At 43.8% G+C, this 15,572-nt stretch carries 15 protein-coding genes; 13 read left to right on the top strand and 2 right to left on the bottom strand.

Annotated elements, in window-relative coordinates; all coding sequences use genetic code 11:
• From qseG to glnB, 4 genes are read left to right on the top strand one after another with little or no spacing between them, the layout of a single operon-like run.
• Positions 1 to 813, top strand: a complete 813-nt coding sequence (gene qseG, locus M5X66_RS11410) for a two-component system QseEF-associated lipoprotein QseG (RefSeq protein WP_154633968.1) — start codon at positions 1 to 3, stop codon at positions 811 to 813.
• On the top strand, positions 810 to 2,150 hold the full coding sequence (gene glrR / locus M5X66_RS11405) for a two-component system response regulator GlrR (protein WP_036949464.1): 1,341 nt from the start codon (positions 810 to 812) through the stop codon (positions 2,148 to 2,150). Before qseG ends, glrR begins: the two co-directional genes overlap by 4 nt.
• 41 nt (positions 2,151 to 2,191) lie before the next feature.
• Positions 2,192 to 3,814 (top strand): NAD+ synthase, encoded by a 1,623-nt coding sequence (locus tag M5X66_RS11400; RefSeq protein ID WP_154609825.1) that lies wholly within the window; start codon positions 2,192 to 2,194, stop codon positions 3,812 to 3,814.
• A 12-nt stretch (positions 3,815 to 3,826) separates the two neighbouring features.
• Positions 3,827 to 4,165: a nitrogen regulatory protein P-II gene (gene glnB, locus M5X66_RS11395; RefSeq protein WP_004921424.1), complete on the top strand. Its 339-nt coding sequence runs from the start codon at positions 3,827 to 3,829 to the stop codon at positions 4,163 to 4,165.
• A 184-nt stretch (positions 4,166 to 4,349) separates the two neighbouring features.
• On the opposite strand, the gene hmpA is transcribed toward glnB, so the two are convergent.
• Positions 4,350 to 5,549: an NO-inducible flavohemoprotein gene (hmpA, locus tag M5X66_RS11390; protein WP_036949467.1), complete on the bottom strand. Its 1,200-nt coding sequence runs from the start codon at positions 5,547 to 5,549 to the stop codon at positions 4,350 to 4,352.
• 350 nt (positions 5,550 to 5,899) lie between these two features.
• Here hmpA and glyA point away from each other — a divergent pair, with 350 nt between their 5' ends.
• The gene (gene glyA, locus M5X66_RS11385; protein WP_036949469.1) at positions 5,900 to 7,153 is read left to right on the top strand and encodes a serine hydroxymethyltransferase; all 1,254 of its coding nucleotides are present in this window, start codon (positions 5,900 to 5,902) and stop codon (positions 7,151 to 7,153) included.
• Positions 7,154 to 7,284: 131 nt separating this feature from the next.
• Complete coding sequence (locus M5X66_RS11380) at positions 7,285 to 8,436, top strand: 3-phenylpropionate MFS transporter (RefSeq protein WP_270103537.1); 1,152 nt, start codon at positions 7,285 to 7,287, stop codon at positions 8,434 to 8,436.
• Positions 8,437 to 8,518: 82 nt separating this feature from the next.
• Here the strand turns inward: M5X66_RS11380 and suhB are convergent, their stop codons facing one another.
• On the bottom strand, positions 8,519 to 9,322 hold the full coding sequence (suhB, locus tag M5X66_RS11375) for an inositol-1-monophosphatase (RefSeq protein WP_108478536.1): 804 nt from the start codon (positions 9,320 to 9,322) through the stop codon (positions 8,519 to 8,521).
• 124 nt (positions 9,323 to 9,446) lie between these two features.
• On the opposite strand from suhB, the gene trmJ reads away from it, so the two are divergent.
• From trmJ to hscA, 7 genes are all read left to right on the top strand, one after another.
• Positions 9,447 to 10,178, top strand: coding sequence for a tRNA (cytosine(32)/uridine(32)-2'-O)-methyltransferase TrmJ (trmJ, locus tag M5X66_RS11370; protein WP_036949475.1), 732 nt, complete (start codon positions 9,447 to 9,449; stop codon positions 10,176 to 10,178).
• A gap of 117 nt (positions 10,179 to 10,295) precedes the next feature.
• The gene (gene iscR, locus M5X66_RS11365; RefSeq protein ID WP_036949477.1) at positions 10,296 to 10,793 is read left to right on the top strand and encodes a Fe-S cluster assembly transcriptional regulator IscR; all 498 of its coding nucleotides are present in this window, start codon (positions 10,296 to 10,298) and stop codon (positions 10,791 to 10,793) included.
• 128 nt (positions 10,794 to 10,921) lie between these two features.
• Positions 10,922 to 12,136, top strand: coding sequence for an IscS subfamily cysteine desulfurase (locus M5X66_RS11360; protein ID WP_036949479.1), 1,215 nt, complete (start codon positions 10,922 to 10,924; stop codon positions 12,134 to 12,136).
• A 24-nt stretch (positions 12,137 to 12,160) separates the two neighbouring features.
• Positions 12,161 to 12,547: a Fe-S cluster assembly scaffold IscU gene (gene iscU, locus M5X66_RS11355; protein ID WP_036949481.1), complete on the top strand. Its 387-nt coding sequence runs from the start codon at positions 12,161 to 12,163 to the stop codon at positions 12,545 to 12,547.
• Between the two features lie 204 nt (positions 12,548 to 12,751).
• A complete protein-coding gene (gene iscA, locus M5X66_RS11350; RefSeq protein ID WP_036949483.1) occupies positions 12,752 to 13,075 on the top strand; it encodes an iron-sulfur cluster assembly protein IscA in 324 nt (107 codons plus the stop codon).
• Between the two features lie 112 nt (positions 13,076 to 13,187).
• Positions 13,188 to 13,709, top strand: a complete 522-nt coding sequence (gene hscB, locus M5X66_RS11345) for a co-chaperone HscB (protein WP_036949485.1) — start codon at positions 13,188 to 13,190, stop codon at positions 13,707 to 13,709.
• 12 nt (positions 13,710 to 13,721) lie between these two features.
• A complete protein-coding gene (gene hscA, locus M5X66_RS11340; RefSeq protein WP_154633966.1) occupies positions 13,722 to 15,572 on the top strand; it encodes a Fe-S protein assembly chaperone HscA in 1,851 nt (616 codons plus the stop codon).

Below are 15,572 nucleotides of genomic sequence, written 5' to 3'. Positions count from 1 at the left end.
ATGCAAAACAGGTCTACAGATTTCTTGGTGGTATTGTGTAATGCAGTACTGTCGAAGACAAAAACAATCTCAATTCGCCGTGGGGCAGGTATTAAGTCTTCCCGCGTTGGTACTCCTTTGGGAATAATTCTATTCTCGCTCATTTTAACAGGATGTGTGGCGAAGAACGGTCAATCACCATTAGAAACTCTAGCCAAAGTTGTTATCCCAGAAGTGAAAACCACGGATTACCGTTACGCTTCTTGCGAATCAATTTGGGAAAATCAAGAACCTGTCTCACAGGAAAATGCCCTCTATTGGTTACGCATGATGGGCTGTGTGGACAGAATGGATGCTGACAAAGCGCGTGCTGAAGCGAAAAAGATTGAAGTGAATGATTGGTCTACTTCATTTACTAAAAACATTCTATTAGGTTCAGCGGAGCCTACAATCGCTGAACGTCGCCAAATGCTCGATAGCATCAACACCTATAGTTTGAGCTTCCCAACGCCAATTCGCCCATTATTGCAATTGTGGCGCGAACAGCAGGTTCAAGCGATCAACCTTGCAGATGCGAATGCACGTTATAAACGTATGCAGCAAGAGATGGATGCAAAGCTTGACCGCCTAAAAGAAGATAATGCCAAGTTGCGTTTTGAGCTTAATAATACTTCCCGCAAGTTAGAAAACTTAACGGATATTGAGCGACAGCTCTCTTCTCGCAAGAAAAATGCGAATGAAGTTGAAAAAGAAGATGAAGCCGCTGTTGCTGCGCCAACAGAAACGAGGCCAGCTTCAGCCGAACAGAATTCCTCGGAGAATAAAGCACAATGACCGGTCGTAAGTCAGCTAACTTACTTTTGGTGGATGATGACCCTAGCCTGCTAAAACTGCTTGGTATGCGTTTGAGTAGTGAAGGTTTTAAAGTCTCTACAGCGGAAAGTGGACCTGAAGCACTAAAATTACTCCAGAAAGAAAAAGTCGATCTCGTGATTAGTGATTTACGAATGGATGAAATGGATGGCATGGCGCTGTTTGATGAAGTGCAAAAAGCCCATCCTAATCTTCCGGTGATTATTCTCACTGCTCATGGTTCGATTCCTGATGCGGTTGCGGCAACGCAGCGCGGGGTATTTAGTTTCTTAACCAAACCCGTTGATAAAGACGCGCTTTATAAAGCCATTGATGAAGCATTAGCATTATCTTCCACACCGATTAGTGATGAAGAGTGGAGCGCTGGCATTGTCACGCGTAGCCCGCTAATGATCCGTTTGCTTGAACAGGCTCATATGGTGGCACAATCGGATGTGAGCGTGCTGATTAATGGGCAAAGTGGTACGGGTAAAGAAGTATTAGCGCAAGCGATTCATAAAGTGAGCCCACGTGCTCATAAACCGTTTATCGCAATTAACTGTGGCGCATTACCTGAACAATTACTTGAGTCTGAACTGTTTGGGCATGCTAAAGGTGCGTTTACCGGTGCAGTCAGTAGCCGTGAAGGGCTATTTTTTGCTGCCAGCGGTGGAACGCTCTTTTTAGACGAAATTGGTGATATGCCAATGCCGCTGCAAGTCAAATTACTGCGTGTTTTGCAAGAACGTAAGGTTCGCCCGCTAGGTAGCAACCGCGATTTAGATATTGATGTCCGCATTATTTCTGCGACCCACCGTAACCTACCGAAAGCGATGGAAAAAAACGAGTTCCGTGAGGATCTCTATTATCGCTTGAATGTAGTGAACCTGCGGATCCCTGCATTGAATGAACGCGCGGAAGATATTCCATTATTAGCTAATCATTTATTACGTGAAGCTGCGAGCCGCCATAAACCATTTGTTCGTAGTTTTTCGAGTGATGCGATGAAGTGCTTGATGACCGCAAGCTGGCCCGGAAACGTGCGCCAGTTAGTGAACGTGATTGAGCAGTGTGTCGCATTGACGACCTCTCCAGTGATCAGCGAAGCTCTCGTTAGCCAAGCGCTGGAAGGAGAAAATACGGCGCTACCGACTTTTGTTGAGGCGCGTAACCAATTCGAATTAAATTATCTGCGTAAGCTATTGCAGATGACCAAAGGCAACGTGACCCAAGCTGCGCGCATGGCGGGACGCAACCGTACCGAGTTTTATAAATTACTTGGGCGTCACGATTTAGAAGCGAATGATTTTAAAGAATAAAACCTTTATAGCCTAAAGGATTAAGGGAGAACAAACACGTTATGAGCCGTAAGCTTAATATCTCACTGGCACAACTTAACTGGCTGGTTGGCGACATCGAAGGCAACTGCGATCGTATGTTGCAAACTGTTGAAGAACAGGCTGAACATACTGATATCGTCATGTTTTCTGAGTTGGCTCTAACAGGGTACTCCCCTGAAGATTTACTCTTCCGCCACGATTTTGAAGAGCGATGCACCACACAATTAAAACGTTTACAACAAGCTAGCGGCCAATGCGGGATTATCGTGGGTCATCCGTGGTACGAAGAGAATGAAATTTATAACGCATTATCATTTTTCTACCAAGGCAAGCTATTAGCCCGTTACTTTAAGCAAGAACTACCTAATTACGGTGTTTTTGATGAGCCTCGTTATTTCACTGCGGCGGAAAAAACCTGCGTGGTGGAATTCAAAGGTTATCAGCTCGGTTTACTGATTTGCGAAGATATTTGGTATGACGAGCCGATTGATGCGGTGAAAGGGGCGGGGGCTGAATTGGTGCTTACCATCAATGCCTCACCATATGATTTAAATAAAGAACACATTCGCAGTGACTTGCTGGTGGAACATGCTCAGCGTACCGGTTTGCCGATTGTTTATCTTAACCAAGTGGGTGGACAGGACGAGCTCGTGTTTGATGGCGGCTCGAAAGTGCTGGCAAATAAAGGCAAGCAAGTCTACCAAATGGCTGAATTTGCAGAGCAAGTGGCAACAGTTACATTTGAAGATGTAAAACTAGTGACTGAGCAGCCGAAGCAACCTGAAGCGTCTCAAATCGCGCAGGTGTATCAAGCATTAGTTCTAGCAACCCGCGATTACATCAACAAAAATGGCTTTAATGGCGCGATTTTAGGATTATCTGGCGGGATAGATTCAGGATTAACTGTGGCGATTGCGGCGGATGCTATCGGTAAAGATCGCGTTCAAGCGGTCATGATGCCGTTCCGTTACACTTCTGAAATGAGCATTCATGATGCTAAAGAGCAGGCGGAATTACTGGGTGTTGAGTTTGATATCGTTTCCATCGAACCGATGTTTGATGCCTTTATGGCACAATTGCAGCCGATGTTTGAAGGGACTCAACCGGATACCACGGAAGAGAATTTACAAGCCCGTTGTCGCGCCGTGATCTTAATGGCGATGTCCAATAAGCGCCGCCGTTTAGTGCTGACGACTAGCAATAAAAGTGAATCTGCAGTTGGGTATTCAACGTTGTATGGCGATATGGCAGGGGGCTTTGATGTCCTGAAAGATGTGCCAAAAACGCTGGTCTTTGAACTGGCTAAATATCGTAATACAATATCGCCAGCAATTCCGCAGCGCGTGATTGATAGACCACCTTCAGCGGAGCTGGCTCCAGGGCAATTAGACCAAGATAGTTTACCGCCATACGATGTGTTAGATGCCATCTTAGACGGTTATGTAGAAAAAGATTTATCTGTGGCTGACCTTATCAAGCTCGGATTTGATAGAGAAATTGTTCGCAAAGTTGTGCGTCTTGTCGATATTAACGAATATAAACGCCGTCAGGCTCCTGTTGGACCGCGGATCACAATGCGTAATTTCGGTAAAGATCGTCGTTATCCGATTACCTCAGGTTTTGGCCGCAAAAACTGGTCATAACAGGAACTGAAAATGAAAAAAATTGATGCAATTATAAAGCCATTCAAACTTGATGATGTGCGCGAAGCGTTAGCCGAAGTGGGGATCACCGGTATGACGGTGACTGAAGTTAAAGGTTTTGGTCGCCAAAAAGGTCACACTGAACTGTATCGCGGTGCAGAATATATGGTGGATTTTTTACCAAAGGTAAAAATTGAAATCGTTGTGCCGGACGATATTGTAGAAAGCTGTGTAGAAACCATTATGCAAACGGCGCAAACCGGCAAAATCGGTGATGGAAAAATCTTTGTGTATGATGTTGCTCGCGTCATTCGTATTCGTACAGGTGAGCAGGACGAAGAAGCGATTTAATTTTGTTCTAGTTGGCGGTTAGTTTTTGGGCTAGCAAGTTAACTAGAATGAAAAATGCGGTAACGGGATAAATATATCTTACATGGGATGATAATATATTTATATGCGAATCCGTTACCGCAAAAATTAAAAATTTATATAAACTAAATCTTTAAAAACAATTCACTATAATGAATAACTGCGATTAATTTAATGGTAATACTTTATGAGGACCAAAACACTCATAATGAATATTATCGGCAGTGACACCCATTTCAATTAGCTGTTTTCCAACATGCTGCATAAAGCCAACTGGTCCACAGAAATAGAATTGCATATTTGGCTGAAGCACTTTCTCTTTGACTTGCGTTAAATCCAGTAATCCACGGTATTGGTAATCTTTACCCTGTTGATCTTGTGGGGCTGGTTGATTAAACCAGACCGCTGAATGACCTTGGGTATGCTGTGACATCAACTGGCTAACTTCTTGATTAAAAGCGTGTACATCCCCATTTTCAGCGGCGTGCAACCAATTCACAGGTGCTTGATGTTGGTGCATAGTGAGGTGGTTAAGCATGCTGAGCATTGGTGTTAAACCGACGCCAGCAGAGATTAAAGTCACTGGCGTTTTCGGTTCTACATCAAGGTAAAAGTCACCGCAAGGTGGCGCTAAACGAACAATATCACCCTCATTGAGATTTTGATGTAAGAAGCCTGAAACGATGCCTTGCTCTTCACGTTTCACCGCAATACGGTAGGTTTTCCCATTTGGCGCAGTAGTGAGTGAATACTGGCGAATCTCTTGATTTTCAAAACTATTTTCATTCAGATACACAGTAATATATTGCCCTGGACGATAATCCGCCACCGCTTTACCATCTATTGGAGTGAGTTCAAAACTGGTGATAACGGCACTTTGAGGCTGTTTTTTAGTGACTTTAAATTCACGTAAACCTTCCCATCCGCCAGATTTTTCCGCATTTTCATGGTAAATCGCGCTTTCACGGTTAATGAAAATATCCGCCAGTACGCCATAAGCTCTTCCCCATGCGTCCAATACTTCCTGACCCGGGCTCAGTAGCTCATCAATCGCAGCAAGCAGGTTTTCCCCGACAATTGGATAATGTTCTGGTTTGATATTTAAGCTGGCGTGTTTTTGCGCAATTTTCTCCACTGCACCAATTAATGCTTCAGGGGTTTCAATATGGATAGCATAGGCACAAATAGCGTTGAATAGGGCTTCACGCTGATCGCCATTCGTTTGATTTCTCATATTGAAAATATCTTTTAGCTCAGGATGTTGTTTGAACATTCTGTCATAAAAGTGAGCGGTTAATTTAGGGCCAGTTGCTGCGATGGCAGGGATGGTGGATTTAATTGTGGCGATAGTTTGTTGATCAAGCATACAGGTACTCCTGAATTATTTTCATAATATTATAAAGTTATAAACATGTATTTTGCATGCAACTTATAGTATTTAGCGGGAAATGTAAATAATTAACGCATCAAAAAGTGGGGGAATTCACCGCAAAATTAGAAGTAGCTAGCAAAGTTAGATATTCGTCTCGGTATTATTGAAATGTGCGCTATTATATTTTGTGTTGTTTAAAGGTATCTGAAAGCAAAAAAATTAATGCAATCGTTTGCGTATATTTTTTCTTAGGGGCTATCTCAACGACGAAAAAGAGTTTACACTGTCAGTCATTAAGTTGAATTGATTGTTACCTTATTGAATTGCTGAGGCAGGAGAAGCGAATGTTAAAGCGTGAAATGAATATTGCAGATTACGACCCACAACTGTGGGAAGCAATGGAAAAAGAAGTACAACGTCAAGAAGAACACATTGAATTAATTGCTTCTGAAAACTATACCAGCCCACGAGTTATGCAGGCTCAAGGCTCTCAGCTGACCAATAAGTATGCGGAAGGTTATCCAACTAAACGTTATTATGGTGGTTGTGAATTCGTTGATGTGGTTGAACAATTAGCTATCGACCGCGCAAAAGAGTTATTTGGTGCTGACTACGCAAACGTACAGCCACACTCAGGTTCACAAGCTAACGCTGCCGTCTATATGGCGCTGCTGCAACCAGGTGACACAGTATTAGGTATGAACCTTGCACACGGCGGTCACTTAACTCACGGTTCCCCAGTAAACTTCTCCGGTAAACTGTATAACATCGTTCCTTACGGTATCGATGAAAGCGGTAAAATCGATTACGACGATATCGCGGCTCAAGCGAAAAAACATCAACCTAAAATGATCATCGGCGGCTTCTCCGCATATTCTGGTGTGGTTGATTGGGCTAAAATGCGTGAAATCGCAGACAGCATCGGTGCTTACCTGTTCGTTGATATGGCTCACGTTGCGGGTCTAGTAGCAGCGGGTGTTTATCCTAACCCAGTTCCACATGCTCACGTAGTTACTACAACTACGCATAAAACATTAGCGGGGCCACGTGGTGGTCTGATTTTAGCTAAGGGCGGCGACGAAGACCTGTACAAGCGTTTGAACTCTGCGGTATTCCCAGGTTCGCAAGGTGGTCCTCTGATGCACGTTATCGCAGGTAAAGCGGTAGCACTGAAAGAAGCGATGGAACCTGCGTTCAAAACTTACCAGCAGCAAGTCGCTAAAAATGCGAAAGCAATGGTGGAAGTTTTCCAAAAACGTGGCTTTAAAGTGGTATCTGGCGGTACTGAAAACCACCTGTTCTTGGTTGACTTAGTTGACAAAGATATCACAGGTAAAGACGCTGACGCTGCACTGGGTCGCGCAAATATTACTGTAAACAAAAACAGCGTACCTAATGATCCGAAGAGCCCATTTGTGACTTCTGGTGTACGTATCGGTTCTCCTGCAATTACACGTCGTGGCTTCAATGAAGCAGATGCACGCGAGCTAGCGGGCTGGATGTGTGATATTCTGGATAACCTCAATGACGAAGCGACCATTGAAGCTGTTAAACAGAAAGTATTAGCTATCTGCAAAAAATACCCAGTTTATGCATAATGGCGATATGCCCATAAAGTAAGCTGAATTAGCACGATAAACCCGCTTCTACACTTTGTAAAAGCGGGTTTTTTTGTTGTCAGTTGTAAACCCCTTCATCGAGAGGGGGATATGAAAATAAGGGAGGAGTGATGGTTATTCCATCAACGCGTTGGCTAGCGATTGATTATTTTACCTACTTTTTTGCCTACAGTATTTTCTTACCATTTTGGTCAGTGTGGCTACAAGGTGAGGGAATAGATGCAGAAATGATAGGGCTGTTGTTAGGTATCGGGCTTGCGGCGCGTTTTCTCGGTGCTATGTTTATCACCCCCCAAGTCAAAGAGCCTTCCAAGCTGATTAATGCATTACGATTACTGGCGGCGCTTTCCCTGATTTTCTCCATTGGATTTTCGTTCGGCTCCCATTGGGCGTGGCTGATGTTTGTCATGATAGGGTTTAACCTCTTTTTTGCGCCTATGGTGCCATTAGGGGATTCACTGGCAGGAACATGGCAAAAACAGTTTACTTTTGATTATGGCAAAATCCGTGTTTGGGGCTCCATCGCCTTTATTATTGGCTCATCGTCGATGGGCTATTTCGCTGGCGTGTGGGGACATACCTCTATCATGGTAGCGTTGGTGGTAAGCTGCGCCGCTTTATTACTGGGGGCGATGCTAAAACCGGCAATTATGCCCGCAGGTGTGGCAAAAATAGATGGCGCAAATAAGGTCTCCTTCAAACAGCTGATTGCCGATAAAAACGTGCTGTTTTTTTTAATTTGTGTAACGTTATTGCAAGGTGCTCATGCTGCGTATTATGGATTTGCTTCACTGTTCTGGAAAGAAGCGGGTTATTCCGATTTAGTGATCGGTAATTTATGGTCACTGGGTGTGGTGGCAGAAGTGATTGTCTTTATGCTGAGCCATCGATTATTCCGACGTTGGAGCGCACGTAATTTACTCTTATTATCCGCTGTTTGTGGGATTGTCCGCTGGGGAATGATGGGGGCATTTACCGCATTACCAGTTTTAATTATTGTTCAAATCTTACATAGCGGAACCTTCACCGTTTGCCACTTAGCGGCAATGCGCTTTATTAGTGCGCGTAAAGAAAATGAAATCATTCCGCTACAAGGCGCTTATTCTGCATTAGCGACTGGGGGAGGGCTTGCGGTGATCACGATTATGGTCGGTTATATTTATGAACGTATGCCTGAACAACATGGCGTTGTGTTCTATTTGATGGCGCTCTTGGCTGTGCCTGCGCTGTTTATTCGACCAAAAGTGACGGCTCAGTCTTAGGTTGAAGTTGTCGCAACGCAATAATAAAAAGGGCGCTTAGTTTTCACTAGCGCCCTTTTTAGCAAATTTAACGAGGGTTAAATTAACGTTTTAATGCTTCAGATAATTCATCTTTCATTGCAGCCAGAATATCGCGAACAACGCGTGGGCTGCCTGCGACTAAGTTACCCGATGCTAAATAGTTATGACCACCTACGAAGTCAGTCATGATCCCGCCAGCTTCACGCATGATCAGTTCACCGCCTAAGAAATCCCATGGTTTTAAACCGATTTCAAAGTATGCATCTACACGACCTGCCGCCACGTAACATAAATCCAGAGCTGCTGAACCTGTGCGACGGAAATCTGCACATTGGTCAAACATTTTGCCCATGATGTTCATGTAGATAGAAGCGTGTTGCTTATGTTTGAATGGGAAGCCTGTTGCGACAACTGCGCCTTCAAGGTCGCGCTTCTCAGCCATACGTAAACGGTAGCCGTTCATTTGAGCGCCTTGTCCACGTACTGCAGTAAATAATTCGTTACGCATTGGGTCATAGACAGCAGCAACCTCTGTACGACCTTTTACGCGCACAGCGATAGAAACTGAGAAGTGAGGGAAACGTTTTGTGAAGTTGGTGGTGCCATCCAGTGGATCAATTACCCATTGAATATCATCATCTTTACCTAATAACTCACCACTTTCTTCAGTGATGATAGTGTGGTCTGGGTAAGATTTACGAATAATATCAACGATGATTTGTTCAGCGTCACGGTCAACGTTAGTGACGAAATCGTTAGCACCCTTTTGGGTTACTGTTACGTTCTGAGGATCTTCATAGTTTTTAGCTATGTAATTACCAGCCTTACGTGCAGCACGTATGGCGATGTTAAGCATCGGATGCATGGGTATTTTCCACTGGGATGTTAAAGAACGAAAATCAAGAGACGCAAAGTATATAGATGTTCGTCACAATAAGCAATTTTGTGTTAGACTCTTGCGATTAATTTTTCATGACAACGTATAAACCATGCTAGAAAATATTCGTATCGTTCTTGTTGAAACCTCACACACTGGCAATATGGGCTCAACCGCTCGAGCAATGAAAACTATGGGGCTTTCAAATCTCTATTTAGTTAATCCACTCGTCGAACCTGATTCCCATGCTATTGCGTTATCCGCGGGAGCAAGTGATGTCATTGGTAATGCAAAAATCGTAAAATCTCTCGATGAAGCATTAGAAGGGTGCAAATTAGTCATTGGTACCAGCGCACGTTCTCGTACACTTTCTTGGCCAATGGTCGAGCCTCGTGAATGTGGCGTGAAATCTGTTGAACAGTCAAAAGAGTCACCCGTCGCGATTGTTTTTGGTCGTGAGCGCGTCGGTTTAACCAACGAAGAATTGCAAAAATGTAATTACCATTTGTATATTCCGACCAATCCAGAATATGGTTCGTTGAATTTGGCAATGGCGGTTCAATTAGTTAGCTACGAGATCCGCATGGCGTATTTGGCAATTGCTGAAAAAAATACGCAAACATCGACCGATGATGAGGTAGAATACCCACCGGCTGAAGATTTAGAACGTTTCTATGTTCATCTTGAAAGCGTATTGAATGAATCGGGCTTTATTCGCAAGGCGCATCCAGGGTTAATTATGAATAAACTGCGACGTTTATTTACCCGTGCCCATGTTGAAACCCAAGAGTTGCACATTCTTCGCGGCATTTTGACATCAATGGAAAAATGGGCGAAAAAATGAGGTTAATGCCGTGGTAAAGTGAGCATAATACTTGAGTAAATTAGTCAGGTAAATAGTTGACCAAATTACTCGGGTATGTCACAATTGCTGCATATTTTACCACGGAGTATTTATGTTATGAGACTCACTTCCAAAGGGCGTTACGCAGTAACTGCGATGCTAGATGTCGCGTTACACTCTCAGACAGGTCCAGTACCTTTAGCTGACATTTCTGAACGTCAGGGAATTTCCCTCTCTTATCTTGAGCAACTCTTCTCTCGTTTACGTAAAAACGATTTAGTTTCTAGTGTTCGCGGTCCTGGTGGCGGTTATCTGCTTGGGCGTGATGCTGACCAAATCTTTGTTGCTGAAGTAATTGCTGCGGTTGATGAATCCGTAGATGCAACCCGTTGTCAGGGTAATAAAGAAGGTTGTCAAAATGGCGACCGCTGCTTAACTCACGCATTATGGCGTGACCTAAGTGATAGAATCACCAGTTTTCTCAGCAGCATCAGCCTAGATGAGCTGGTTAAGAATCAAGAAGTTCTGGATGTTGCTGATAGGCAAGATAATGAAAAGCGTAAAACAATGCCGAACGGCATTACGCCAGAATCCATTATCAATGTTCGTGCCTAATATAAAATAGATTATAAATTGCAGTCGATCACCAAATGGTGAAAAAGCCCAACCTATAGCGGCTTGCACCATTGGGATCATTAAAAAATTAAAGGCAAAGTTGTCTTGTCCTTTGGAGTATGTGAGCAATGAAATTACCGATTTATCTAGATTATTCAGCAACTACGCCTGTCGATCCGCGCGTTGCTGAAAAAATGATGCAATGTCTAACAATGGATGGGAATTTTGGTAACCCAGCATCTCGTTCACACCGTTTCGGCTGGCAAGCTGAAGAGGCGGTAGATATTGCTCGTAATCAAATCGCTGAATTAGTGAATGCTGATCCTCGTGAAATCGTCTTCACATCAGGTGCAACAGAATCTGATAACTTAGCTATCAAAGGCGCTGCCCAGTTCTATCAGAAAAAAGGCAAGCACGTCATTACTTGTAAGACAGAACATAAAGCAGTTCTGGATACATGCCGTCAATTAGAGCGTGAAGGTTTTGAAGTGACTTACTTAGCACCTCAAAGCAACGGTTTAATTGACCTGAAAGAGTTAGAAGCGGCAATGCGCGAAGACACCATTTTAGTGTCAATCATGCACGTGAATAACGAAATCGGTATTGTTCAGGACATCGCTACAATCGGCGAATTATGCCGTAGCCGTGGTATCGTATTCCACGTTGATGCCACTCAAAGTGTTGGTAAATTACCTATCGACCTGTCAACGTTAAAAGTTGACCTGATGTCATTCTCTGCACACAAACTGTACGGACCAATGGGTATTGGCGCACTGTATGTTCGTCGTAAACCACGCATTCGTTTGGAAGCACAGCAGCACGGTGGTGGTCATGAACGTGGTATGCGTTCAGGGACTTTACCTGTTCACCAAATCGTGGGCATGGGCGAAGCTTACCGTATCGCTAAAGAAGAAATGGCTCAAGAATCTGAACGTCTGCGTGGTTTACGCTTACGTTTATGGAACGGTATTAAAGATATCGAAGAAGTTTACCTGAACGGTGACTTAGAAAATGGTGCGCCGCACATTCTGAACGTCAGCTTCAACTATGTTGAAGGTGAGTCATTAATGATGTCGCTGAAAGATTTAGCAGTTTCCTCTGGTTCAGCATGTACTTCTGCAAGCTTAGAACCTTCATACGTGCTGCGTGCTTTAGGTATGAATGACGAACTGGCTCATAGCTCAATTCGCTTCTCTTTCGGTCGCTTTACGACTGAAGAAGAAATTGACTATGCAATTAAACAAATTCATGGTGCGATCGGTCACTTACGTGAGCTGTCTCCTTTATGGGATATGTTTAAAGCAGGCGTAGATCTCAACAGCATCGAATGGTCTCACCATTAATCAGACAGTTTCAGGAGTTTAAAAATGGCTTACAGCGAAAAAGTTATCGATCATTATGAAAATCCACGTAACGTCGGTTCATTTGATAACAATGATCCAAGCGTGGGTAGCGGTATGGTAGGTGCACCTGCTTGTGGTGACGTTATGAAGTTACAAATCAAAGTAAATGATGACGGTATCATCGAAGATGCACGCTTTAAAACCTATGGTTGCGGCTCTGCAATTGCATCAAGTTCACTGGTAACTGAGTGGATGAAAGGCAAAAGCTTAGACGAAGCTGAGTCAATCAAAAATACAGCGATCGCAGAAGAGTTAGAATTACCGCCAGTGAAAATTCACTGCTCAATTCTGGCTGAAGATGCAATTAAAGCTGCTATTGCTGATTACAAAAGCAAACGCCAAGGCAAATAATAGATAAATATCAGTTAGTAAGGGCTGTACCTTAGAGCATATAAACAACAAAAATAGACAGCCCACGACTGATAGTTAAACTCAAATTAATTAAAGATGTATTTATTATGCAACTTTAAATATAATGAGTTGTACCGATGATTTGAAGGCGGATGCTAATAATTTCTAGCATCTGCCTTGTTTGTTTCTAAAGTGAGGTTTGCAATGTCGATTTCTCTTACTGAAAGTGCAGCGCAACGAATTCAATCTTTTTTGAATAATCGTGGTAAAGGCGAAGGCTTGCGTTTGGGTGTAAGAACTTCAGGTTGCTCGGGAATGGCATACGTGCTTGAATTCGCTGATGTAATTAATGAAGAAGACACCGTTTTTGAAGACAAAGGTGTTAAAGTCATCGTCGATGGCAAAAGCATGGTTTATTTAGACGGCACTGAGCTGGATTTCGTAAAAGAAGGCTTAAACGAAGGGTTTAAATTTAATAACCCTAACGTTAACAGTGAATGCGGATGCGGTGAAAGTTTTCACGTATAATGTCTTCAAATGAGCATGACTTTGACCAATGTAACTAACGTGGCGTTAATGACCACATGATCTTTAGCTAAGCTTAGCTACATTGGTACCCGGTTCGAGAAACTGAGCACTTATGGATTACTTTACTCTTTTTGGGCTAACCCCTAATTACGCGATTGATAGTGAGCAACTCACACATCGCTTTCAAGAATTACAGCGACAATATCATCCCGATCGCTTTGCAACCTGTTCAGAACAGGAAAAAATGCAAGCACTCCAACATGCTGCAACTATCAATGCGGCATATCAATCCCTTCGTCATCCGCTGAAACGTGCGGAATATATGCTGTTACTACATGGTTTTGATATAAATAACGAACAACATACCATGCATGACACCGCATTTCTGATGGAGCAACTCGAATTACGCGAAGAGTTAGATAACATCGAAAATAGCCCGCAAGCCCTTGAACGGGTGTCTGCCTTTATGAAAAATGTCAAACAAATGCAGCAGACGCGCAGCGCCTTGATGGTTTCAGAACTCGATGCGATGCAGTGGGAAAAAGCCGCTGATACCGTCCGAAAATTGCGTTTTCTCGATAAGTTACAGCAACAAGCTGAGCAACTCGAAGAACGGTTACTAGACGACTTTTAAGAGAAAACGATTATGTCTTTATTGCAAATTAGCGAACCAGGAATGACCGCCGCGCCACACCAACGCAAGTTGGCTGCAGGGATCGATCTTGGTACAACACACTCTCTGATTGCCACTGTTCGTAGTGGTGAAGCTGCTGCATTGCCCGATGAAAAAGGGCGCTATTTGCTTCCTTCTGTAGTCAATTATCAAGCAGATAACCGCATTGTGGGTTGGGAAGCGAAACAGTTATCCGAACAAGATCCTGTCAACACCGTGATTTCGGTGAAACGCATGATGGGGCGTTCATTAGCAGATATTCAAAAACGTTACCCGGATTTACCTTATCAGCTAACTGCTAGCGAAAATGGTTTACCATTTATTCAAACGGCAGCAGGGCAAGTGGATCCAATCCAAGTTTCTGCTGACATTTTAAAAACGTTGGCAAAACGCGCAGAGCAAACTCTTGGCGGTGAAATGGATGGCGTGGTGATCACGGTTCCAGCTTACTTCGACGATGCCCAGCGTCAAGGCACCAAAGATGCAGCTCGTTTGGCGGGCTTGCATGTTTTGCGTTTACTGAATGAACCTACTGCCGCCGCGATTGCTTATGGCTTAGATTCCGGTCAAGAAGGGGTTATCGCCGTTTATGATTTAGGTGGCGGCACATTTGACGTGTCGATTTTACGCCTGAGCCGCGGTGTCTTTGAAGTGTTGGCTACAGGTGGTGACACGGCGTTGGGTGGCGATGATTTTGACCACGTATTAGCGCAGTGGATTGCACAGCAAGCGGGGCTTTCCATTCAGGGTGATCACCATTTAACGCGCCAATTATTGAACATTGCCACCGAAACAAAAATCGCATTAAGTGACGCTGATTCCGCGACAATCACTTTGCCAAATTGGCAGGGTACAGTGAGCCGTGAAACGTTTGAATCGCTGATTGAAACCCATATTAAACGCACATTAATGGCATGTCGCCGTGCCTTAAAAGATGCTGGCGTAGAAAATGATGACGTCTTAAATGTGGTGATGGTCGGTGGTTCGACTCGCGTACCATTAGTTCGTGAAAAAGTGGGTGAGTTTTTTGGTCGTACACCATTAACCTCCATCGACCCAGATAAAGTCGTGGCTATCGGCGCTGCAATTCAAGCAGATATTTTAGTGGGTAATAAGCCAGACAGCGACATGCTGCTATTGGATGTTATCCCGCTATCATTAGGTTTGGAAACCATGGGCGGTTTGGTGGAAAAAGTGATCCCACGAAATACCACCATCCCTGTCGCTCGTGCGCAAGAGTTCACAACATTTAAAGATGGACAAACCGCCATGAGCGTTCACGTTGTACAAGGTGAGCGTGAAATGGTTTCGGATTGCCGTTCATTAGCGCGCTTTACGCTGCGTGACATTCCGCCAATGGCGGCAGGTGGCGCACATATTCGTGTCACATTCCAAGTGGATGCAGATGGTTTACTCAGTGTGAGTGCCATGGAAAAATCCACGGGTGTTGCCGCATCGATTCAAGTTAAGCCATCCTACGGTTTAACTGACACCGAAATTTCAACCATGATTAAAGATTCAATGACTAACGCGCAAGATGATTTAAATGCGCGCCGCCTAGCGGAGCAAAAAGTTGAAGCGGCAAGAGTGCTTGAAAGTTTAACGAGCGCATTAGAGCAAGATGCACATTTACTGACTCCAACCGAAGAGTCAGAAATTGATAATGCGGTCAATGAGTTAATCCAAGCAGTAGAAGGTACAGACCCTACTGTTATTGAAAATGCAATTAAACAACTGGATAAGAAATCCCAAGAATTTGCCGCTCGCCGAATGGATGCATCTATTCGTCAGGCGCTGTCAGGCCATTCTGTGGATGAGATATAA

Origin of the sequence: Providencia sp. PROV188, assembly GCF_027595165.1 — a bacterium.
Taxonomy (GTDB): domain Bacteria; phylum Pseudomonadota; class Gammaproteobacteria; order Enterobacterales; family Enterobacteriaceae; genus Providencia; species Providencia lanzhouensis.
Note: the sequence above shows the minus strand (reverse complement) of the source record. Positions and strands in the feature narration are given on the sequence as shown.